This window comes from Paenibacillus sp. FW101-FHT12H11 (assembly GCF_058790355.1).
In genome coordinates this window covers 193,420-215,728 of the sequence record NZ_JBYTCO010000008.1, presented here as the reverse complement: position 1 = coordinate 215,728, position 22,309 = coordinate 193,420, and the positions used below count along the sequence as shown (strand labels likewise).

Sequence of the window (22,309 nt, the reverse complement as noted above, 5' to 3'; positions counted from 1 at the left end):
GTTTAGCTGTTTTTAACTTTTTTTCTGCGCATGTAGCCGATGATGATGAGCAGACCGGGATGCAGGCAGCCGAAGCATAAGCCCAGAGGTACCCAGGTATGTTGGTCCCATTCGTGGATGTAAGCTACATTGGGGTATACCATTAAAGAAAGCACGATCACGATGAGACCTGTAGGCGTTGCAAGTGATTTATAATCTTGGAGCTGAAAAAGGGAAGCAACGGCTTTGAGCGCTACGTGAAAATAGAGCGTCAGCTTAAAATAAATGGATATAAACCATAGGAAAGCGACCGTAACCTCAATCCGTTGCAGAAAATTCCCAACGCTAATTTTTTTGGCTAGCGCATAGGTGGCATATACATGCCGTGATGACTGGTCCGCTCCCATCACCAGAATGCCAAGTAATGTGACGATGATCATCATGACTCCGCTTGTTATCCCCCCGTAGAAGAAGGATTTCGCGAACCTTGCAGGGAATCTGGCCTCTTTGGAGGTTAAACAGAGCGTGAAAACAATTGGGAAAAACGAGTACACGATCATAAACATAGCCGGACGAGCAATGGACATGAAGCTTGCTTCCCCAATTGGAAGCAGATTTTTAATATTGGACTGGGGAGCTACAAAGATCACCAATAAGAAAAACAGCAAGACAATCCATGGAAAAAAGATTTCCCCGGTCCTCGCTAAGATGACCACACCCAGCTTTGCGCCAATAACAGTAAAAGTGATCATGAGTAAATGAATGGATTGAATAGGTGTCGTAGGCATGATCTGGGTCGTCATGAAGGCGCCAATATAGAATAGCACCTGTGCGCTTATAATGAACATGATGTAGATGTAGAGAAGTGTTACCGCTTTGCCCAGCCATTTGCCTAATACGTACTCATTCATATCAAATAGGGTCATATCCGGATACATCCGAGCTAACTTAACATACATCCAAATGAAGAGCATACCTGCGCACACCGCCGTAATTCCGGAGATCCAGGCATCCTGTTTGGATTGCGCAGCCAAAATGGAGGGGACGACAAGGATCGTTGTCCCCAGCGAAATCAAGAAAATAAATATCATGAGCTGCCGAGCGGTTAAAGTACTCTCGTTGTTCATGCTCTGCCTCCCTATGCCGAGCCCAACTTATTTAATCAACCCCATCTGCAATAACAGTTTGCTTAATGGAGCCATAAGAAACGTAATGCCATCGCCTGGATTTGGAAGTATTTTTCCCATCCCTTTGAACGTAGCAAGCACATTGCCGATCAGCATGAGAATAACGTACAACCAAACCGTCTTCCTGCATCCTTGTTTCCACAAACGCGGAAGTTCATACCACGCAATCAGGATGGAAATCAAAAGTATACTGATGCCAATTAACATGAAGGCTACTCCTTTGCATCATTGACTACAGAATCTCCCAAGGTACCTGTACCTCTCACTTTGGCAACCACATTCATATGGGGATCGATCTGCTTAAAGACCTGTTCCCAATTATCCTTGACTTTGTTCCAATAGGTCGGATCAGCCCGATGGACAGCTTCCCCGAAACCATAAATATCCGTCCCTAACTGCTGCGTCTTTTTAATGGTTTTCTCCATATTGGATTTAAAAAAATCAGCGTATTGTGCATCCAAATAGGCGATCGTCTCTGTTTTGAATAGATTGATTTTACACTCTACATCAGAGACATTTCCTTCCGTTCGGGTGTTGATATAAATTTCAGGTTTATCGTTTTTGATAACAGCGTGTATCTTGCTTTTGACGCGGGCAATATCGATGCCAATGTTCCCGCCATCGGGACAGACGAGGTGGATGGAAGAGCGCATGGATTGATTCGTAATGACGGAGTATGCGCGGGACTCTTTCTCGTTCAACCATCCAACGAGTTTATCTTTTTTAAAGACTGCGTTGCCCGAATATTGCAGCTTCACGCGGGGGGACGTGTAGTCGATATTGTTAATTCTCTTGCCCGTCGTAGGATCACCTACAATTTGTATGCCGGAGACAACGGAGCTTTTTCCTGGGGTTACGAGACCGCTCGATAATTGATCGAGTTTAATTGTGACGGCAGAAGTCCACTCTTTCTTGGCTGCTTCTAGAGAATTGAAGATATAGTTGGCTGGAACTTTCTCTAGCGGTGTCATGACGCTTAATAAGTCCTTGGCTGTGTTGTTTCTGGCAATGACAACGTCAAAATCCGTCCGGAATTCGCTTCCTCTCATGAGATAATCCATCGCATTGACGATGCCTTTTGAGGCCAGATCCTCAGAAATCACAAGGATGCGGATATGGGCGAAATAAATGTTCCTTGAAATCGACGATGTCAATCTTCGGACAGCTTCATTCAGAGTCACGCCTTTGGAAGAATAGACGATGATGGGAACTTCAGCATTCCCTTTTTCCTTCGTTACACTCCGTGGGTTCACAATTTGAACGGTTAACTCAAACTGGCCATCTGAGATATCGATGCCGACACCTTCTGCAATCGCGATATCGTTCAGTTCTCTGCGGCTCCAACAGCCGCTTAATAAGAAGATGATGAGGAGTAAGCAGGCGGTTAGTCGCATCCGGGATATCAAATGACCTCGTGCCTCCCTTAAGGTCGGAATGGTTTTCTTTTTGCTTTCTTCACAACGTTATGGGTATGAATCGTACGAACTCGGGAAAATAACGACTGAAAAGGCATTCGAAACAAGGCATCCTTTTGTTTGTTTAATTCCAGAGGAGCAAAAGGGCTTAGATAAGGCACGCCAAATGATTGTAAACTGTTCAAATGTAAAATTAACCCAAGTAGTCCGGCCAGTATCCCGAAAAATCCGAACGAAGCCGCTAATGCCATCAAGGGAAACCGCAAGATGCGAATAGCGTTCGATAAGTCATAGGAAGGAAAAACGAAGCTGGATATCGCGGTAATGGATACCACGATCACCATCGCCGCCGAAACAATACCGGCTTCAACGGCTGCCTGCCCAATGACCAATGTCCCGACGAAGGACAACGCCGAACCGATGCTTCGTGGCATCCGCAGTGCGGCTTCCCGCAGCACTTCGAAGGTGATTTCCATCAGCAAAGCTTCGATGAAAGCCGGGAAGGGAATGCCTTCTCGCTGCGCAGCAAGGGAAATGAGCAGCTGCGTCGGCAGCATTTCCTGATGAAACGTCGTGATGGCCACGTAGAAGGATGGCGCTAATAATGCGATGAGAAACCCGGCATAACGGAGTATCCGGACTAACGTGCTGATATCTACGCGATGATAATAATCCTCGGAAGCTTTGAGGAAGGTTTCAAACAAGGCGGGAGCGATCAGCACGAAAGGGGTACCGTCGACGAGAATGGCAACTTTGCCTTGAATCAATTCAAGTGCGACGACATCCGGACGTTCCGAGTTATAAACGGTTGGAAAAGGCGTGATGACTTCATCCTGGATAAGCTCCTCAATATTGCTGCTTTCGAAGATCCCGTCAATGTCAATCTGATTCAGCCGATTGCGAGCTTCAATAATAAGCGAATCCTGGGCGATCCCGTGCAGATACATCAGCACGACGTCAGTTTGAGTCACTTTGCCGACTTGAAAAGTTTCCACCCATAAATTCGGATCTTTAATTTTTCGGCGGATGAGTGCTGTATTCGTTCGAATCGATTCCGAGAAAGATTCGCGCGGTCCGCGGACAACCGTTTCAACATTTGTCTCCGTTACACCCCTGTCTTTCCAGCCTTTCGTGCTTGCTGCAAGACCCGTCGTGTAGCCGTTCATCAGGATGACCGAATCGCCCGAGAGAATATGATGGAACAATTTTTTCATATCGGAGACTTGCTGAATTTCTCCAATCGTCAGCGTATGCAGTTCCAAGACGTCAAAAGGGTTTTCAGCAGGATCAATGTCCATGGAATCTGTCATCATGGCTCGCATAATGAAATCGTTAATGACATTCCCGTCCACAAGGCCATCGGTGTATAAAATAGCGACGTCCTCTGTAATCGAGTTATAGGTAAACTCTCTAATCACAATATCCGTGCTGTTTCCGAGAGCTTGCCTGACATAATCCGTATTTTCCTGAATGGTTGCGAATAAAGGCATGGAAGCTGCCGGTTCTACGATGGTGTTTGGTTTAGGAAGATTCGGATGTTTTTTGGAGCTCAGCCAACGAGCGAACATATGGTATTTTCTCCAAGCTCTAGGATGTTGTGCTAGTATCTTTTCCTTAAGTTTCCTGAGGTATGCGTGAGAGCAAAAAAGCGCGGCGTGAACATGTGGGTTTCAAGGAACACGGATTCGGGTAAGTATGCTTAGGATGGTTCAGGCAACGATCAAAGGAGGAAAAACCTATGTACAACCACATTCTTGTTCCTATCGACGGTTCGCAGCAATCCGATCGGGCATTGGATCATGCGATTAAACTTGCCATGCACGGATATCCAAATGCGCGTATAACGATTATTCATGTGAGTCCTCAGATCATCTTGAACGAACCACTGATGAGTGTTCCGCTTAGCGACACACTGGCCGAAGAAGGACAGAAGATTATTGAACCTGCTTCGGCGAAATTGATGGAGAATAGGGTAGCATTCAAAAGTGTGACGTTGACCGGGGACCCGTCAACGACCATCTGCCATCAGGCAGATACAGATGGCCACGATTTGATCGTCATGGGCAGCCGGGGTGTCGGCCTCATGTCGGAAATTTTCCTCGGCAGTGTAAGCCACGGTGTGATCAAACATGCGAACTGCCCAGTCTTGATCATAAAATAAAGAAAAGCTGCACCTTCGGTTTGATGGCCGAAAAGGTGCAGCTTTTTTGTGCTAGATGCCGTGTAGTTCCCCAAAATCGCTGGAGGCACAATCCATCGCAAAATATGCAATGTGGAACCAAACTTCCAGCATCAATTTGCGCTCTTGCGCGGCGGGTGAGAGGAGTGCCGCTCAACAAAACGGGTATCCACCCTGATTTTGGAGGTGGCCTCGACACCTTGCTCAATGGATTCGATCAGCAGATCAACAGCCAATTGAGCCATGCGTTTTTTCTCGACGTGAACGGTGGTTAACTCCGGTGAAATGATACGTGACTCCGAGATGTTGTCAAACCCAACGACGGATACTTGCTCGGGCACACGGATGCCTAGCTCCGATAACGTCTTCATAGCGCTAATGGCGATGTAATCACATTCGCAGAAGATAGCGGTCGGCAGCTCTCGGCCCGTTTCCATATACGCCTTGATTTGTTTCTTAAGATCTTCCTGAGATGACAACATGGTCGGCGCTACAGCAAAGATATGATCGGGATGGATTTCGAGTCCCTGTTCATGCAAAGCCTCATAAAAGCCAACTTTACGCTCCTCAAAGTTCTGAATCCGAACATTGGAAGCTATATAGCCAATTTCGGTATGTCCAATGCCGCATAGATGAGCCCCCGCTTGATAGGCACCCATGAAGTTATTCATGCTCACAAAATGAACAGGCAGCTTATCAAAGCAATTGTCGAGCACCACGAGGTGTGGTCCCAGGCGATTGGAAATATCCAGAATCTCCTCCGGACTAAGGTTATTGCCAAGTAAAATAATGCCGTCGCTTTGGTTATCCTCCGCAAGCATCCGAATTTCCCGTTCGAAATACTCCATATCTACCGAAGAGAAAAGCAAGGAATAGCCTTTGGAGCGGCAGCGATCCTCAATATAATGAATCAGCTCTCTAAAAAAGGGCTGCTGGTAATACGCTTCAAGCACGATACCCGAGTTGGTGAAAACGAGAAATGAGAGTGATTTCACAGCGTTATCGACAGCGGATGCCCGAGGTTTCGGAGAATAACCGCTTTCTCTGGCAATTTCAAGCACACGGTCGCGAGTCTCCGAGCTGATCCCCGTTTTCCCGTTTAGAGCCAGTGATACCGCAGATTTGGAAACCCCGGCCATTTTCGCAATGTCTTCCATTTTCAAATCAAACAATCCCCATTTACTAAATTAGTTGAGTGAGTTTAGTTTATCTTTAACGACGTGGAAATGCAATGATTCGTTTAAAATTTACTAAACTTTTTATATAAAAATAACTAAACTTTCGTAAAAAACAGCATTGACGTCCCAATATTGGCATGTTAGATTAAGTTTATTCATAAAATTAACTAAACGGAGACGAAAAGAAGTATACTCATTTTAGTTTTTTATTGCTCAAAAATTTATTTGTTTAGCTAAACTTATCAGGAGGCACATCCATGAAAAAATTAAAGCTGGGCTACGCGCCGACTCGCCGATTCGTGTTTAGCGCGGAAGATGCGTTTAAGTACAAAGTACTCATTAGGGAAAAAATTCAAAACTTCGGGTTGGACATCGATATTGTCGATCTGGAGGGAATCAATTCAGAAGGTCTTCTCTATGACGATAACATTAACGCAGACCTCATCATCGATCGGTTCAAACAAGAGCAAGTGGATGCGGTATTTTTCCCGCACTGTAACTTCGGTACCGAAGACACAGTTGCACGGGTAGGCAAAGCGCTAGGCAAGCCTGTGCTGCTATGGGGGCCGCGTGATGAAGCTCCGCTCGAGGATGGCATGCGGCTTCGAGATACACAGTGCGGACTATTCGCAACGGGGAAGGTGCTTAGACGCTTTAATGTGCCATTTTCCTACGTGACGAACACGCGTGTGAATGATCCCGTTTTTGAAAGGGGTTTCTCAAATTTCATCTCGGCAGCGAATGTGGTTCGCCAGTTCCGTTCGCTGCGCATCTTGCAAATCGGGCCGAGACCGTCGTCGTTTTGGACGATGATGTGCAATGAAGGGGAATTGCTGGAGCGATTCGGTATTGAGCTGCACCCGATCACACTCGTTGACATTCAGCGTGCTACCAAGCGCATCGAAAAAGGGCAATCCTCGGAATTAGCGCAAGCGATGGACTACATCAAGGAGAAGCTGGATTGGTCGGAAGTGACGGAAGAGGACGTGAGGCGAATTGCCGCACTGAAAGTAGCCATGAAGCAGTACGCACAGCAAACAGGCAGCACGGCAATTGCCATTCAATGCTGGTCAGCGTTGCAGGAAGCGATGGGCATTATGCCTTGTCTGGCGAACGCGATATTGACGGATGAACAGATCCCGGTAACATGCGAGACTGATATCCATGGCGCGATTACCTCCGTTATGGTTCAAGCTGCTGCGATGAATGAGGCGCCGACCTTCTTTGCCGATTTAACGGTACGCCATCCGGAGAACGCCAACGGTGAATTGTTGTTCCATTGCGGAAACTTTCCTGTGTCTCTCTCTGTTGAAAATAAGCCTAAGCTGCGCAAGCATTTCTTGTTCGACGATCATGCGCCTGGCACTCACGAAGGTGAGATTAAAGGAGGCGGCATGACGTTGGCCCGTTTTGACGGCGATCATGGCGATTATCAATTATTCCTTGGGAAAGCCAAGGGAATTCAAGGGCCTTATACACGTGGATCCTATGTATGGGTTGAAGTGAACGACTGGCCGCTATGGGAAGAGAAGCTTGTGAAAGGGCCGTATGTGCATCATTCCGTAGGCATTCATGCCAATGTCATTCCTGCTTTATATGAAGCCTGCTCGTATATCCCGGGACTATCCCCTGATCCTGTTGATCCGACGGAAAGCGAAATTCAGGCTTGGCTGCGAGGCAAGGGCCTGTAAATAAGGAGGATTCTATGGAAATCACAGCGCTTCAAGCGAAAGCAACGCAAATCAGGATGGATTTATTGCAGATGATTGCACAGGCTCAAACCGGACACACGGGCGGTTCACTTAGCAATACAGATATTTTAACCGCACTCTATTATCGTGTGATGAATATTGATCCTGCGAGCCCAAAGGCGGCAGATCGCGACCGCTTTATTTTGAGTAAAGGGCATTCGGTGGAATCGCTATGGTCGATCCTTGCTGACCGCGGATTTTTCCCGAAAGAAGAACTGGCAACCTTCAGCAAATTCGGCACGAAGCTCATCGGACACCCGAACAATAAGGTGCCGGGCATCGAGATGAATACAGGTGCGCTTGGCCATGGACTTGCGGTGGCTGTAGGTATGGCGCTGGCTGCCAAAAAAGACGGAGCAGCCTATCGAACTTATTGCCTGATGGGAGACGGGGAGCAGGCGGAGGGTTCGGTATGGGAGGCCGCGATGGCGGGATCTCACTACAAATTAGATAATTTAATCGGGATCATCGACCGCAATCGGCTGCAGATCAGCGGCTCAACGGAAGACGTTATGGGTTTGGATCCGCTGGAGGACAAATGGGCGGCTTTTGGCTGGCATGTTGTTTCGATTGATGGCAACGACATGCAGGCTTTGATCGAGGCCTTTGAGGCTGTGCCGGAAATTAATGGAAAACCGACGCTTGTCATGGCAAATACGGTGAAGGGCAAAGGTGTTTCTTTTGCCGAAAATGTTCCACACTGGCATCATCATGTGCCTAATCAAGTTGAGTTGGAGAAAGCTCTCGCAGAGCTAGCCGCCACATTCGACAACTACGAGCAGAAAGGACAGGTGGGTTAAGATGAACACGATTCCAAATCGGCAGGTCATATGCGAGACATTGCTCGAGAAGGCTCAGCACGACCGCTCTATTATGGTGCTTGCCAGCGATTCGCGGGGTTCGGCGGCGATGGGGCCTTTTGCCAAAGCGTTTCCGGAGCAATTCGTTGAGGTAGGCATTGCCGAGCAAAATATCGTCGGGATTTCCGCCGGGCTTGCCCACAGCGGCAAAAAGCCGTTCGTTACCTCGCCGGCCTGTTTCCTTAGCATGCGCAGCATTGAGCAAATCAAAGTGGACGTAGCGTACTCGGCAACGAACGTGAAGCTGGTGGGAATTAGTGGCGGCGTCAGCTACGGCGCGCTTGGCATGTCCCACCATTCCGTACAGGATGTGGCCGTTATGCGGGCGATACCGGGCATCGCAGTGATGATGCCGGCTGATCGGCATGAAACGAAACGGATGACGGAGGCGCTCGTGCAGCACGAAGGCGGCGTTTATGTGCGAATTGGCCGCAACGCAGTAGAAGATGTTTATGATTCGGATGATTACGAATTCATCATTGGCAAATCCGTGCAAATGCGCGAAGGCAGCGACATAACGATCATTGCGGCAGGAGAAACGGTACGCGTTGCTCTGGATGCGCATCAAGCCCTGAAGGAAGCGGGCGTATCCTGCCGAGTGATCAATATGCATACGATAAAACCTTTGGATGCGGAGGCCATTATTCAGGCGGCGAAGGAAACCGGGCACATCATCACGGTGGAAGAGCACAGCATTCATGGCGGGCTTGGCGCAGCTGTGTCCGAAGTCGTCGTTCAACATCAGCCCGTACCGATGCGGATTATCGGCATCCCGGACGAACCGGCGATTGCCGGGAAGACGGCTGAGGTTTTTGGCCATTATGGCATTAGCAGCAGCAATCTTAAGCGTGTGGCGCTTGGCATGCTCGGCAGACAGGAGTAATGACGATGGAAAAGTCCTATCTGCTTGCGATTGATCAAAGCACATCAGGAACGAAAGCGCTCATTATTGACCGCGCAGGGCAGATAACGGCTCAAAGCGCGATCCCGCATCGTCAGTACTATCCGCGTCCTGGTTGGGTCGAGCACGATCCTATGGAAATTTACGCGAATGTCATTCGCTCTGCTCATGAAGCTTTGGCGATAGCCGGAGTCGGGCCGGAGTCTTTAGCTGCCTTAACGATCACAAACCAACGGGAGACAGCCGTGTTGTGGGATGTAACGACAGGGCTTCCCGTGCATGCCGCGATCGTATGGCAGTGCCAGCGAACGGCTGACCAGTGCGCTGTCTATCAGAAGGCTGGGCACGAGGAGCGTGTGCGCAGCAAGACGGGCTTGATGCTTGATCCGTATTTCTCTGCTGCGAAATGGGGCTGGATCCTGGAGCATGCAGAGGGTGTGCGCGAAAAGCTGGAGGATGGCAAGCTGCTCGCAGGCACAATCGACAGCTGGCTGCTGTGGAAGCTGAGCGGGGGCAAGACGCATGCGACGGATTACACGAACGCCAGCCGTACCTCGCTTTTTAATATCCACACGTTACAGTGGGATGAGGAGTTGTGCGGCCTCTTTGGCGTGCCGCTGCAGCTTCTTCCCGAGGTCAAGGGCTCAGATGAGATTTTTGGCTACACGGAAGATAGCGAATTATTCGGCGATTGCCGTGTACCCATCACGGGGGTCATCGGCGACTCACAGGGAGCTTTATTCGGCAACCAGTGTTTTGAGAGCGGCATGGCGAAAGCCACCTACGGCACAGGTACTTCCGTGCTGATGAATGTCGGCGAGAGTCCGATTTCATCGGGCAACGGTCTTGTGAGCGCTATTGCATGGGGCAGAGGCGGCAAAGTGACGTATGCCGTTGAAGCTGTTATCCGCACCTCGGGTGACAGCTTGACTTGGGTTCGGGATAATTTGGGCTTGTTTCGTACGTTCGAGGAGATGGAGCAGATGCTTGAGCACACGACGGATAGTGAAGGCGTATATTTGGTGCCGGCATTCGTTGGGCTTGGCGCGCCTTACTGGGACTCTTATGCCAGAGCATCCATAACGGGCATGAATCGGGGGACGACGAAAGCGCACATCATTCGGGCTGCCATTGAAAGCATTGCTTTTCAAGTACACGACGCGGTTAAACTGATGGAAAATGAAACGGCCGTTGCGCTGCAAGAACTGCGGGCAGACGGCGGTGCTTCTGATAATGTAAAATTAATGCAATTCCAAGCTGATTTGTTAGGTAAAAGGGTCGTGAAATCGGAAATTGCTGAATTGTCCGCGCTAGGCTCCGCGTATTTGGGCGGTGTGGGGATCGGCTTTTGGCCGTCACTCGAAGCGATAGGTACATCGCGAGAAGGAGCTGTATCGTATCAGCCGAAAATGCTGCCGGAACTGCGCGAAGCCCATTGTTCGGGCTGGAAGAAGGCCGTTTCCTCCGTATTAACGCGGAATGCTTAGATGCAAAAAAGGAGAGATCATAAATGCCGCACCATTTTATGCCCTATGAGGTTCCAGAGCAAAAGCAGGTTCGTGTCATTATCAATACTGATGCCCAATGCGAAGCGGACGATCAATACGCGATTGTTCATGCAATTTTATCACAGCGCTTACAAATCAAAGGCTTCATCGGCGCCCACTTCGGTCCAAGAAGCGCCGCTCCGATGGAAGAATCTTATGAGGAAGTGGAGCGCGTGCTCCAGCTCATGGGGATGAGAGAGCAATATGGCGTTTACCGGGGGGCGCCGCACAAAATCCCGGATGTGCATACGCCCGTGCCTTCGGAAGGCAGCCAGCTCATTATTGACGAAGCGATGAAGGACGATCCGAGGCCTTTATTCGTCACTTTTCAAGGGCCGTTAACCGATCTGGCCAGCGCTTATTTGCAGGAGCCGCGCATTGCGGATCGGCTTATCGCCGTTTGGATCGGCGGAGGTACGTATCCTGAAGGGCATGATGAATTTAATTTATCCAATGATGTCGACGCAGTGAATGTTGTTTTCAATTCGCCGATTCCGCTATGGCAGGTTCCTAAAAATGTGTACGAAATGGTGCGCGTTAGCCTCGCCGAGCTTGCTGTAAAGGTTCGTCCTCATGGCCGCATCGGCAGCTATTTGTATGATTATCTCGTCAATCACAATATGAAAAACGGACATCGCCCGCAGTGGCCGAAAGGGGAGACTTGGGTGCTCGGCGATTCGCCGGCCGTTTCCCTGCTGCTGGAGGAGCAAAGGTTCGATTATGAGTTGGTCGAAGCGCCGAATGTGGACGCCGAAATGCGCTATATCGCGAAGCCGGGCAACCGTAAAATCCGCGTCTATCGGAGTGTGGATTCCCGGTTTATTTTGGAGGATTTTTACGCGAAATTGGCGTTGTTTGCTCTTTATGAAAAGGAGCGGGATTCACAGGAGTAGCGTGAGAGGGGCTAACTACGTTGCTAACGTAACCACTCCCCCCGACCCTTGCTGAGAAAACTAAATGGGCTGTCTCATAGTCGTAAAATCTCCTATTCTCAACTGAGAGTACCAATAAGGCCGTCTCGCATTGGAATATAGGCATAATTCTGCCATAAATTGCGGCGAGAAGGTCAAAAAATACGTCTCGCAGTCGTAAAATCCGGCAATTCCTTCCGAGAAAGCCTATTAGGCTTTCTCGCATCCTCAAAAGTACCCAGAGCCAGTTTAAGTGCTCGCCGCAGCTGCCCTTCCACTACAAAGACATACTGTAAACGTTGTTTTATGTTGCTAACGAAGCTACAAACTGCACTCGTTAGCGTTGTAAAACAAGCTTAAGTGCGTGCCCGCGTGGAACCTCATTCCACGCTTTTTGCACGCTCTCCCAGTCGCAAAATCCCCCATTCCCATCCGAGAAAGCCCAAAAGGCTGTCTCATATTCCGCCACCCCCTTACTCATTCAGCATTTTTATCCAATCGTAATTTCCACTTCAAACGGTTTCAATCGCGTCGTAATGCCAGAATTGGCAGAGCAAAAATGAAAGCGTTTTAGCGAAAATCTCTTCAAGCTGAGCCTTTGCTATTTTCAAGCAGATAATGTGAAATACTTCAAATCTCCATTCGCTTTCCTCCCTCAGTAGCTGGAAAATATAGCTTTTCAGGTACTAGTAAGCATTTTATAAAATTACAATTCTACATATATCCAGTTTCATAAAAGCGTGGTATGATGTGTGATGTCACAATATTTCGTATACGAATGATTTTGGTGTGTAGGGGGGCGCGTTTTGGAAGAGGTTAAAGAACTTGTGGCTGAACTAACGAGGCTGCATAAAGTACGGGCTTCTTTACTGTATCGAGAACTTCAGCGGGAAGAGCTTACAGGACCTCAGTTATTTATCTTGCGTGAATTGTTTCAGAAGCAACCTAGAAAGCTTGGTGACCTTGCCCAGTCTGTGCAGCTCAGTAATAGCACTGTGTCAGGTATTGTCGACAGGCTTGAACGTGATGGGATGGTGGAACGCAAAAGAGATGAACAAGATCGCAGGGTGGTCTGGATTGGTACGACGGATTTCTGCCAACAAATGAAGAAATCGAAGGTCGAGACGATGAATAATGAGTTTTATGCAGGTCTAGAAAACGTCTTTACACCCGAGCAGATTGCGACTTGCAAAGAAGTAGTGGGTACACTGATTAAACATTTGGAGAAAAGGCTGGAGGGAACGGAATGAAACGTAAATTAATTTTAATTGTTATTCTGGCTGTTATTGTGCTTAGCGGAGCCTTTATCGGCAGTTATTACTGGTATCAAGGCGCTAACTATGTAGCGACGGACAATGCCCGTATCTCTGCGGATATCTACCGTGTCATGCCTCGAATTTCCGGCAAAATCAATACGCTGGGCATTAAGATGGGCGATACGGTTGTGGCGGACCAAATCGTTGGGCAGCAGGATATTACGAACTTATCCAATAGCTTATTAGATCAAGCATCACTGCGTGCTCCGATTAGCGGAACGGTTATTCAAACTTCTGCCAAGGTCGGCGAAGTCGTGGCTCCTGGCCAATCTGTAGCGATGATTGTGGATAAAAATGCGCTTTACGTATCCGCAGACATCGATGAGACGAAGATCAAAAAAGTCCATGTGGGGCAAGTGGTAACATTTGATGTCGATACATATGGCAAAACGGAATTCCAAGGGAAAATAATGGAGATTGGCCAAGCGACAGCTTCCACGTTCTCTTTGCTTCCAACAACAAGTTCAAGCGGGAATTTCACCAAAGTAACACAAAGAATGAGTGTAAAAATTTCTATAGACGATAATAAAGGATTGGATCTAGCGCCAGGAATGAATGCTTCGATCAAAATCCATATCAAAGGGGAGTAAGGATTGCCCATGAAAAAACATCTTAACGTCGTTATCTCTTTAAGTGTTCTGGCCGGTTCCATGATACTTGCGAGCGGTTGTACATCCTCGCCGGCTACTACTGCGCAGTCATCCGTACCTTCCGTCAAGGTGATTACGATCAACAGCGCGAATGCCGTAGGCGCAAGCGGTAAACTGGCATCGGATCAAACCGTTCAAGTCGTGTCCAAAATTGGCGGTAAAATTGCCGCAGTTTCCGTTGAAGAAGGCGCAAAAGTGAAAAAGGGCGATCTGCTTGTGCAGCTTGATACAGAAGATTTGCTTCAACAGTTAGATCAAGCGCAAGCAGGACTAACGGCTTCGCAAGCCAAATTGGCTGATACGGAAGCTGGTGCCCGCTCGCAGGATGTGCAAGCGGCAATGTCAGGTGTTGATCAAGCCAAAGCAGCTGTTAACCAAGCGAAAGCAGGGGTAACGCAAGCGCAAGCCGCTTATGATCTTGTGACCAAAGGATACAATCATGCTAAGAACTTTTATGATCAAGGCGATGTAACTTCGGATGAATTGGATAAAGTAACGCTTGATTATGAAAAGGCTAAGTCAGCGAATGATGCTGCCCTTTCACAACAACAGGCTGCGAATGCGCAATTGACTGCGGCAGAAGCGAAGCTTGGTTTGCTCAGAGAAGGTGCAACAGCAAATACGTTAGAACAATTAAAAGCCGATGTTACCGCTAAACAAGCTGCTTTGAATCTCGTTCAAATTGCAGTGAAAAATGCGGGAGTCGTATCTCCCATCGATGGCGTCATTGTTAAAAAGAACGTAAACGCAGGAGAAATGGCGCAAGCGGGTGCTGCTTTATTGACCGTTGTGAATGTGGATAAAGTGAAAGTTGAAGTTAGCGTACCTGAAGGAATGATCAATTCGATCAAGGAAGGTGGCAAAGGTAACGTTGTTGTCCCTAGTGTTCCTGGTAAAACTTTCGAAGGAACGGTTTCCTTTGTAAGCCCGGTATCTGATACAAATAATAATACGTTCCCGGTGAAGTTGACAGTAAACAATCCGGATGGAACGTTACATGCAGGTGCTGTAGCGAGTGTTGACTTCGGAGGCAGCAGCAGCGAAAGTCGCGTTGAAGTGCCTAAAGTCGCGCTTGTTCAAAAAGATGGGAAATCCGTCGCTTTCAAACTTAACGGTGACGCCGTGCAATCCGTTGTTCTTCAGACCGAAGATAAGAATCAGGATTGGGTATACCTTAAAGGAGACTCGGCTCTGAAACCGGGAGATAAAATCGTCTTGAACCCGGGTGACAAGCTGACAGACGGAGCTAAGGTTCATGCCGAGTAAAGGAGGCTGCTACAATGTCAACAACAACGGCAGATACAGCTACTCCGGCAGTTGAGCAAAAAGAGGAGCAGATTACAGTCTACCAGTGGTTAGCGCTGTTAGTACTCATTCTAGGCACATTTCTAGCCATTTTGGACAATAGTTTAATGAACGTCGCGATACCGAAACTGATGGCTGTATTCGGTTCAACATCTACGGAAATCGAATGGGTTGTTACGGGGTATATGCTCGCTTCAGCTGTCGTTGTTCCGATGGGTGGCTTTCTGGCGGACCGATTCGGTTACAAAACAACGTTTCTGACCACGGTGAGCGCGTTTATCGTTGGTTCGGTATTGTGCGGGATCGCATGGAGCGACACGAGTCTAATTATTTTCCGAATTATTCAAGGACTTGGCGGCGGCTTTATTATGCCGGTCGGGATGGCCATGCTTTATCAGATCATGCCTCGCAGCAAAATTCAAGTAGCGATGGGGATCTGGGGGATTTCAGCGATGGCTGCGCCTGCGATGGGGCCAACGTTAAGCGGATATTTAATTGATAATTTCAGCTGGCGCTATTTATTTTACATCAACGTTCCCATTGGGATTGTTGCTGTAGGTCTTGGTTTGATTATCTTGAAAGAGACGCCTAAACGTGCAGGGCTGAAATTTGATTACGTAGGCAGTATCTTATGTATGATTGTTTTCAGCACGCTGCTTCTGGCATTGACGGATGGTCAAGCGGACGGATGGACTTCCTTCTATATCGTAAGTTTGTTCTTTATCTCTATTTCATGTTTTATTCTATTAATTTATATCGAGTTGGGTAAAGACAATCCGATTATGGATTTTCGGTTGTTTAAAAATTCCGTCTTTTCGATCAGCTTAGCAGCCTCAAGTTTCGTTATGATTTCCATGCAGGGCGGGATCTATATGATGCCAATTTTTCTGCAAAATGTAACGGGGCTGACGCCTATGCAGACAGGTTTGGTCATGATGCCGCAATCGATCGCCATGGCTTTCATGATGCCTGTTGCAGGGAAGCTTGTTTCCAAATACGGAGTCGTACCTCTTAGTATCGTAGGGTTGGCTATTATTGGTTTTACAACGCTGGAAATGCATGTTCTTGCGCAGCAAACGTCTACACATTGGATTAGCGGTTTGCTTGTTATCCGTGGGATTGGTATCGGTTTGTGTATGATGCCGCTGTCTTCAGCCGGGATGAATACGTTGCCCAATCATCTGATCGGCAGAGCGTCCTCCGTCTCCAACGTTGTGCGTAACGTTATGGCATCGCTTGGTATCGCCTTGCTGACCAGTATTATGAATAACAAATCTACGCAGTTCGGAGTAAGATTCAATGAATCCATTTCTACGAATACGCCTGCGTATGCTGATTTTCAGACAAATGTCGTTCATCGTTACTTAGAACTCGGAACGGACGCAAGTTCAGCTTCCGGCGGTGTTATCGGCGTATTATACGGACTCGTACAAAAAGAGGCTTTGACAAGAGCCATTGCTGATACCTTAATGGTATCTGCGGTTCCCGCTTTCATTGCGATCGTCTTGGTCATTTTTATGCGGAAGAAAAAGAAAAGTGAGGCAGCCGAGCAGCAATCCGCCAAAGATTCTGATGCTCAGCACCATGTGATGATTGAAATGTAATCGCAAAACTCACTCTGGGGAGGAACGGGAAAAATGAAAATTCAATTTAAACAAGTAGCAATGACGCTCGTTCTGTCATCAGCACTGCTGATGACGGGACTTCCGGCGCTTGCAGAAGGAACAGATGCTGCTGTTGCTCAAACAGTCGCAGCTCCGGTTTATCAAATAAGCGACAGCCTGCAAGTTGTAATCGAAGGCGTCTCTAGCGAGAAAACAGCAAACGGTGTGCGTCTCGGTTCTGTGATTAGAATCATAAACACAAGCAATCAGACCCTGCGCATCCCAGACTATGAGCTTAAAGTAAAAACGACGGATGGTACCATCTATACACTGCGTCCAAGCAGCAGCAATGCGCACGGGGTGCAGCCGGAGTCGGAAGTCGAATTGACTTATTTGAAAGTCATTAACCGTCAAACAGAAGTGGATTTAAGCAATCTATCACTGATTGATGTGAATTATGATGTGTATCCGAAACAAGAGACTTTGCTTCTGTCTGCTCCTATCGATGGGGTAGTATGGAACGGAAATCGCGGAGAGTTTAAAAAAGCTCCTGCTTCCATTAAATGGGGAGAAACGTTCAGCATCCCAACAGTGGCGTCGCCACTGCAATACAAAACAGTGGATATTACCAGAAGTAACAGCAATGAAGGTGCAGTGTATGTTGTGAAACTTTTGGTAACCAATCCGAACGATCAAGCGGAAACTTTGCCTGCTATTGAATTGGATGGCAAGTCCAAAACGAATCTGTATGCGGGCAAACAGGTTGAAGATGCTCCTGTCGTGCTGGATGCAGGTCAAAGCAAATATGTTCATTATGCCATTCATGCCGATATGGATACTGTGCTGAACAGCATCAATGTGCTGACATCCGAAAGCTTCACACAAGCAGATGCAGCAGGCAATGTAAAAACTTCAGCATTCACGATCGGGAAACTGAATGTGGAGATGCCGGGCGTTGCTGGCGCTACGGGCAGTTATACATACGGAACGCCGATTACTTTTGAGAAATGGAATGATGTTATTAATCAGGATCTTGATGTAGCCTTGGTAGAACTGCATGTGACGGACAACAAAGATCAAGGCAGTAAAGTAGCTTTTGCTAAGTTCACTTTAACCAACAAGGGCGTAAGCGACATTCCTGTTCCAGCTTTCCAAACGATGTTGTCTAGCCCAACCGGCTATGATTACACAGGTTCCAGACAAAATGATGCTCAGAAGTCGATTGCTCCAGGAACTTCAACGGTTGTCAGCTATGCATTTGTACTGCCTGTGTCTGAGACAAGCGATACATACACGATGAAGGTGCAAAACGAAATCAAAGGACAAACGGGCGGAGAATCCAAACCAGCGTTCAAGTCAACGATTGCTTCTTACAAGGTAGCTGTGCAGGAGCCAGAGGATAGACACGAAATTTCTTTGTATCCTTATACGGTTAATTTGAAAGACTACACGTTGTCTCAAATTACAGTGCCTGGACAAACAGTTGCTATCAATTATACCTATAAATTGCAACTGTATATGGATCTCCTTCGTGATCCTAAGGTGTTGGTAGACAATAGCTTCTCCAAATTGAAATTTGAGCTGGTTGATCGATCGGGCACAATTTTGGGCTCTAAAATCTTCCCATTCACCGGCACTGACCGTTTGGTTAATGGTAAACAAACGTTAACCTTCAACAACTTAACGACAGATCAAATTCAAAATAATGTACTGGTTAATGTATATGAAGTGTTGAACACACCATCAGGCGAAGTAGACCGGCTTATTGCAGAATTGAAATAAATCATAGAAGAGGGTGTCTCAATAGCCATGTACATGGTGGGAGCACCCTCTTTGTTTTAATTGCTTGGAATTTTTGGTAGACTGTCTGATATCATGTCTGTAGGGTTACCGCTTACCCTTCCTGTTATTTTTTAAAATACAGATAGGCAAACGATTCGTAAAGCCATATAATTAGGAAGGACAATCAAAGTTATTCAGGAGGAAGGGAATCATGTCATTAATTGGAGAAGAACGCAAAGACTATATACTAAACCTGCTTAACCTTGAGGGTAAAGTAAAAACGACGGACCTGGTTGACAATCTGAATGTATCTTCTGAAACGATTCGCAGATATCTGGAGGAATTGGAAGAAGAAAACAAATTGAAGCGGGTATATGGCGGCGCTGTGAAAATCAATCTCTCCCGTGAGGAGCCTTCCCATCTGAAGAGAGAAGTTTTGCATGCGGAAGAAAAACGAATCATCGGCCGTTCTGCAGCTACATTAGTGGAAGATAACGAGGTCATTTTCATCGATGATGGATCAACGACTTTACACATCATTGATTATTTGCTTAACAAGAAAAATATAACAGTACTTACAAATTCAGTTCCTGCTCTTTATCTGCTCATTGATTACAAGAACAAGGAACTCCTTTCCGGCGACATCTTCTTCATCGGAGGGAAAGTAAGTTCATTACAGTCTCGTGTTGTCGGCTCTATGGCTGAAAAAATGATCGAGAACTTTTATGTGGATAAAGCTTTTATTTCGATTGACGGCATTATGTTGGACAAAGGGATCACAGCTTTTGATGAAGATCGGGGACAATTTGCCAGAAAATTAATTGACCAATCGAAGATTAGCGTTGTGGTAACGGACAATTCGAAATTTGGGCAAGTGCAATTTTACAAAATTGCGGACTTGAACAAGATCGATATTATCGTCAGCAATGTGGACGCTCCTAAGGAGTGGAAAGAACAGTTAGTACAAAAAGATATTACCTGGATTCAGGCAGAATAGAAAATCGGTAGTGAGAGAAGCATCTGAGGCAGCGGCCTTGGGTGCTTTTTTGTATGTCTTACAACCATTTATCGGTAATTTTTCGACTTTTTTATGAAAATACTCCACTCTCAAGTGAAGCGTTTACAGCTAAGATGAAAGCAGTAAACGATATTGAGGTGAACAACCAAAGTGATACATCCACTTGTACAAATGGAAGGTATTGATAAGCATTTCCCCGGCGTACAGGCGCTTTCCGGCTGCCAATTTGAACTAATCCCAGGTGAGGTCCATGCCTTGGTTGGTGAGAATGGTGCAGGAAAGTCGACCATGATGAAGATCCTAACCGGCATCTATCAGAAAGACGGCGGACGCCTCCTGTTGAAAGGGAAGGAGGTTCAGATTCCGGATACCAAAACCGCTCAACAACTAGGTATCAGCATCATTCATCAAGAGCTCAATTTGATACCCGACTTGACGATCGCTCAGAATATGTTCATTGGGCGGGAGCCGCGGAAGAAACTGCGATTTCTTTTAGATGAAAAGAAAATGAATGATGACACGAAGGCGCTTCTGGAACAGCTGAACCTGAACTTGGATCCGCGTATGAAAATATCGGAGCTGAGCGTCGCCAAGCAGCAAATGATTGAGATCGCCAAGGCGCTGTCATTCCATTCCGAGGTGCTCATTATGGATGAACCTACTGCGGCGCTGACGGAAGCGGAAATAAACGAGCTGTTCCGGATGATTGAGAAGCTGCGGCATAACGGTGTAGGTATTGTTTATATTTCCCATCGCATGGAAGAGTTAAGAAGAATTAGCGACCGAATAACGGTCATGCGGGACGGGCGTTACATTACGACTGTGAAGACGCAAGAAACATCCATGAATGCGATCATTTCGATGATGGTTGGAAGGGAAATCGTCGTTGAGAAACGGCCAAGCTTGCAGGTTGGATCGCAGGATACGGTCCTGAAAGTCAAAAATCTGAGTAGAGGGAGTGCCTTCAAAGATATTCATTTTACCGTGAATGCCGGTGAGATTGTGGGTGTTGCCGGTTTAATGGGAGCAGGCCGAACGGAGATGGCGCGAGCGATTTTTGGAGCCGATCGTATGGATACTGGCGAAGTCTATGTACACGGGAAAAAAGTGAATATTCGCGGAACGCATGACGCGGTGAAACACGGGATCGGGTATCTCTCCGAGGACCGCAAGCGATATGGACTTGTCGTGGATATGGAGGTGGGGGCAAACATTGCGCTGCCCTCTTTGAAGAAATTCCGCAACCGTATCGGGTGGATGAAAGATGGTCGCATCGAAGAAATTTCGGGCCAATATGTGGAGTCTTTGAAAATAAAAACGCCGAGTGTGCAGCAGAAAGCGAAGTTTCTGTCAGGAGGCAATCAACAAAAGGTCGTCATCGGGAAATGGTTGCATCGCGATTGCCAGATTCTTATCTTTGATGAGCCGACAAGAGGGATTGATGTGGGAGCAAAAGCGGAAATTTATGCGCTGCTAGAGGATTTAGCCAAGCAAGGCAAGGCGATTTTGATGATTTCCTCTGAGCTGCCCGAAATCTTGCGTCTAAGCCATCGTGTTCTGGTGATGTGCGAAGGCCGCATTACAGGTGAGCTTCCAGGGGATCTGGCCAACCAAGAAGAGATTATGAAATTAGCAACAAGCCGCAATTAAGAAAGGATGGACACTCATGCAATTAAGCAGCTTGAAATCTTCAAAGCCGATGCTTCCAAAGACAGCCGCTACACAGAAATTATTAGCTTTCGCCAGCTTGGCGCTCTTAGTAATTATTTTCTCTCTCTCCTCCAGCAATTTCTTGCAATTCACGAATATCGTCGGGATTCTTCTATCAACGGCTGTCATCGGTGTTCTGGCGCTAGGCTCAACGTTCGTTATTATTGCAGGTGGCATTGATCTCAGCGTCGGCACGGTCATGACTTTCTCGGCTGTGATGACAGGCGTGTTCATAACGAACTGGCATTTGCCGATTCCCATTGGCATTCTGGCAGGAATTTTGACAGGTGTCCTCTGCGGCTTGTTCAGCGGTTTTGCGGTAGCGAAGATGAATATTCCACCGTTTATTGCGACACTGGCCGTCATGATGATGACGAAAGGCTTGTCACTTGTGATCTCGCATGCGAAACCGATTTACTTTAATGAAACGCCTGCTTTTCGTGAAATTGTAATGGGCACCGCGCTGGAGAAGGTGATTCCCGGTTTTGCGGTTCCGAATGCGATTCTGATCTTTTTCGGCCTTGCCATTGTTTCAAGCTTGGTGCTGACGAAAACGGTGATTGGACGTTATAACTTTGCTTTAGGCAGCAATGAGGAAGCAACGCGGCTATCCGGCGTAAACATCCGTTTCTGGAAAATTGCCATCTACGTATTAACCGGTTTGTTTAGTGGTATTGCGGGGGTCATGATTGCTTCGAGACTTGATTCCGCTCAGCCTGCGCTTGGGATGGGGTATGAGTTGGAAGCCATCGCGGCCGTTGTCATCGGGGGCACTTCGTTAAGCGGCGGCCAGGGATCTATCTTGGGAACCGTGATCGGGGCCTTAATTATGAGTGTCATGACCAATGGGTTAAGGATCTTGTCCGTTCCTCAAGAATGGCAAACGGTTATCGTGGGCATTGTGGTTTTACTTGCTGTGTATGCAGACATTCTGCGTCGGCGCAAGGCGAGGTAATGACTTCAGGTGTTCCTTCTTTGTAAGAATTCATATACCAAATTCCATGTAAAAGGGAGAC

General features: G+C 47.3%; 19 protein-coding genes. 14 read left to right on the top strand and 5 right to left on the bottom strand.

Annotation, left to right across the window (positions count from 1 at the left end):
• Positions 1-2: 2 nt before the first annotated feature.
• The 4 genes from AC3WTJ_RS25385 to AC3WTJ_RS25370 are packed head-to-tail and all read right to left on the bottom strand — an operon-like array spanning position 3 to position 4,149.
• Complete coding sequence (locus tag AC3WTJ_RS25385) at positions 3-1,106, bottom strand: GerAB/ArcD/ProY family transporter (RefSeq protein ID WP_492524186.1); 1,104 nt, start codon at positions 1,104-1,106, stop codon at positions 3-5.
• Positions 1,107-1,133: 27 nt separating this feature from the next.
• Positions 1,134-1,373, bottom strand: a complete 240-nt coding sequence (locus AC3WTJ_RS25380) for a hypothetical protein (protein ID WP_407868157.1) — start codon at positions 1,371-1,373, stop codon at positions 1,134-1,136.
• Between the two features lie 5 nt (positions 1,374-1,378).
• Complete coding sequence (locus AC3WTJ_RS25375) at positions 1,379-2,572, bottom strand: Ger(x)C family spore germination protein (RefSeq protein WP_492524185.1); 1,194 nt, start codon at positions 2,570-2,572, stop codon at positions 1,379-1,381.
• A 17-nt stretch (positions 2,573-2,589) separates the two neighbouring features.
• Positions 2,590-4,149, bottom strand: coding sequence for a spore germination protein (locus AC3WTJ_RS25370; protein ID WP_492524184.1), 1,560 nt, complete (start codon positions 4,147-4,149; stop codon positions 2,590-2,592).
• 170 nt (positions 4,150-4,319) lie between these two features.
• Between AC3WTJ_RS25370 and AC3WTJ_RS25365 the strand changes: the two genes are divergently transcribed.
• Entirely contained in the window at positions 4,320-4,742 is a 423-nt protein-coding gene (locus AC3WTJ_RS25365; protein WP_492524183.1) for a universal stress protein, read from the top strand.
• A gap of 131 nt (positions 4,743-4,873) precedes the next feature.
• Here the strand turns inward: AC3WTJ_RS25365 and AC3WTJ_RS25360 are convergent, their stop codons facing one another.
• Complete coding sequence (locus tag AC3WTJ_RS25360) at positions 4,874-5,923, bottom strand: LacI family DNA-binding transcriptional regulator (RefSeq protein ID WP_492524182.1); 1,050 nt, start codon at positions 5,921-5,923, stop codon at positions 4,874-4,876.
• A 272-nt stretch (positions 5,924-6,195) separates the two neighbouring features.
• Between AC3WTJ_RS25360 and AC3WTJ_RS25355 the strand changes: the two genes are divergently transcribed.
• The 13 genes from AC3WTJ_RS25355 (at position 6,196) to AC3WTJ_RS25295 (ending at position 22,248) form a co-directional block, all read left to right on the top strand.
• Positions 6,196-7,629, top strand: a complete 1,434-nt coding sequence (locus tag AC3WTJ_RS25355; protein WP_492524181.1) for an L-fucose/L-arabinose isomerase family protein — start codon at positions 6,196-6,198, stop codon at positions 7,627-7,629.
• A gap of 14 nt (positions 7,630-7,643) precedes the next feature.
• Complete coding sequence (locus tag AC3WTJ_RS25350) at positions 7,644-8,489, top strand: transketolase (protein ID WP_492524180.1); 846 nt, start codon at positions 7,644-7,646, stop codon at positions 8,487-8,489.
• A gap of 1 nt (position 8,490) precedes the next feature.
• Complete coding sequence (locus AC3WTJ_RS25345; protein WP_492524179.1) at positions 8,491-9,432, top strand: transketolase family protein; 942 nt, start codon at positions 8,491-8,493, stop codon at positions 9,430-9,432.
• On the top strand, positions 9,432-10,937 hold the full coding sequence (glpK, locus tag AC3WTJ_RS25340; protein WP_492524178.1) for a glycerol kinase GlpK: 1,506 nt from the start codon (positions 9,432-9,434) through the stop codon (positions 10,935-10,937). Before AC3WTJ_RS25345 ends, glpK begins: the two co-directional genes overlap by 1 nt.
• A 23-nt stretch (positions 10,938-10,960) precedes the next feature.
• A complete protein-coding gene (locus AC3WTJ_RS25335; RefSeq protein ID WP_492524177.1) occupies positions 10,961-11,890 on the top strand; it encodes a nucleoside hydrolase in 930 nt (309 codons plus the stop codon).
• An 824-nt stretch (positions 11,891-12,714) separates the two neighbouring features.
• The gene (locus AC3WTJ_RS25330; RefSeq protein WP_492524176.1) at positions 12,715-13,158 is read left to right on the top strand and encodes a MarR family winged helix-turn-helix transcriptional regulator; all 444 of its coding nucleotides are present in this window, start codon (positions 12,715-12,717) and stop codon (positions 13,156-13,158) included.
• Positions 13,155-13,814, top strand: a complete 660-nt coding sequence (locus AC3WTJ_RS25325; RefSeq protein ID WP_157322124.1) for an HlyD family secretion protein — start codon at positions 13,155-13,157, stop codon at positions 13,812-13,814. Before AC3WTJ_RS25330 ends, AC3WTJ_RS25325 begins: the two co-directional genes overlap by 4 nt.
• Before the next feature lie 9 nt (positions 13,815-13,823).
• A complete protein-coding gene (locus tag AC3WTJ_RS25320) occupies positions 13,824-15,140 on the top strand; it encodes an efflux RND transporter periplasmic adaptor subunit (protein WP_492524175.1) in 1,317 nt (438 codons plus the stop codon).
• Between the two features lie 14 nt (positions 15,141-15,154).
• Positions 15,155-16,783, top strand: coding sequence for a DHA2 family efflux MFS transporter permease subunit (locus AC3WTJ_RS25315; RefSeq protein ID WP_492524174.1), 1,629 nt, complete (start codon positions 15,155-15,157; stop codon positions 16,781-16,783).
• A 33-nt stretch (positions 16,784-16,816) separates the two neighbouring features.
• On the top strand, positions 16,817-18,565 hold the full coding sequence (locus tag AC3WTJ_RS25310) for a hypothetical protein (RefSeq protein ID WP_492524173.1): 1,749 nt from the start codon (positions 16,817-16,819) through the stop codon (positions 18,563-18,565).
• 211 nt (positions 18,566-18,776) lie between these two features.
• Positions 18,777-19,562 carry a DeoR/GlpR family DNA-binding transcription regulator gene (locus tag AC3WTJ_RS25305; protein WP_157322119.1) on the top strand — a complete coding sequence of 262 codons (786 nt, stop codon included), beginning with the start codon at positions 18,777-18,779 and terminating at the stop codon, positions 19,560-19,562.
• 192 nt (positions 19,563-19,754) lie between these two features.
• Positions 19,755-21,233, top strand: a complete 1,479-nt coding sequence (locus tag AC3WTJ_RS25300) for a sugar ABC transporter ATP-binding protein (RefSeq protein WP_492524306.1) — start codon at positions 19,755-19,757, stop codon at positions 21,231-21,233.
• Between the two features lie 16 nt (positions 21,234-21,249).
• A complete protein-coding gene (locus AC3WTJ_RS25295) occupies positions 21,250-22,248 on the top strand; it encodes an ABC transporter permease (RefSeq protein WP_157322117.1) in 999 nt (332 codons plus the stop codon).
• The last annotated feature ends 61 nt before the right edge of the window (positions 22,249-22,309 follow it).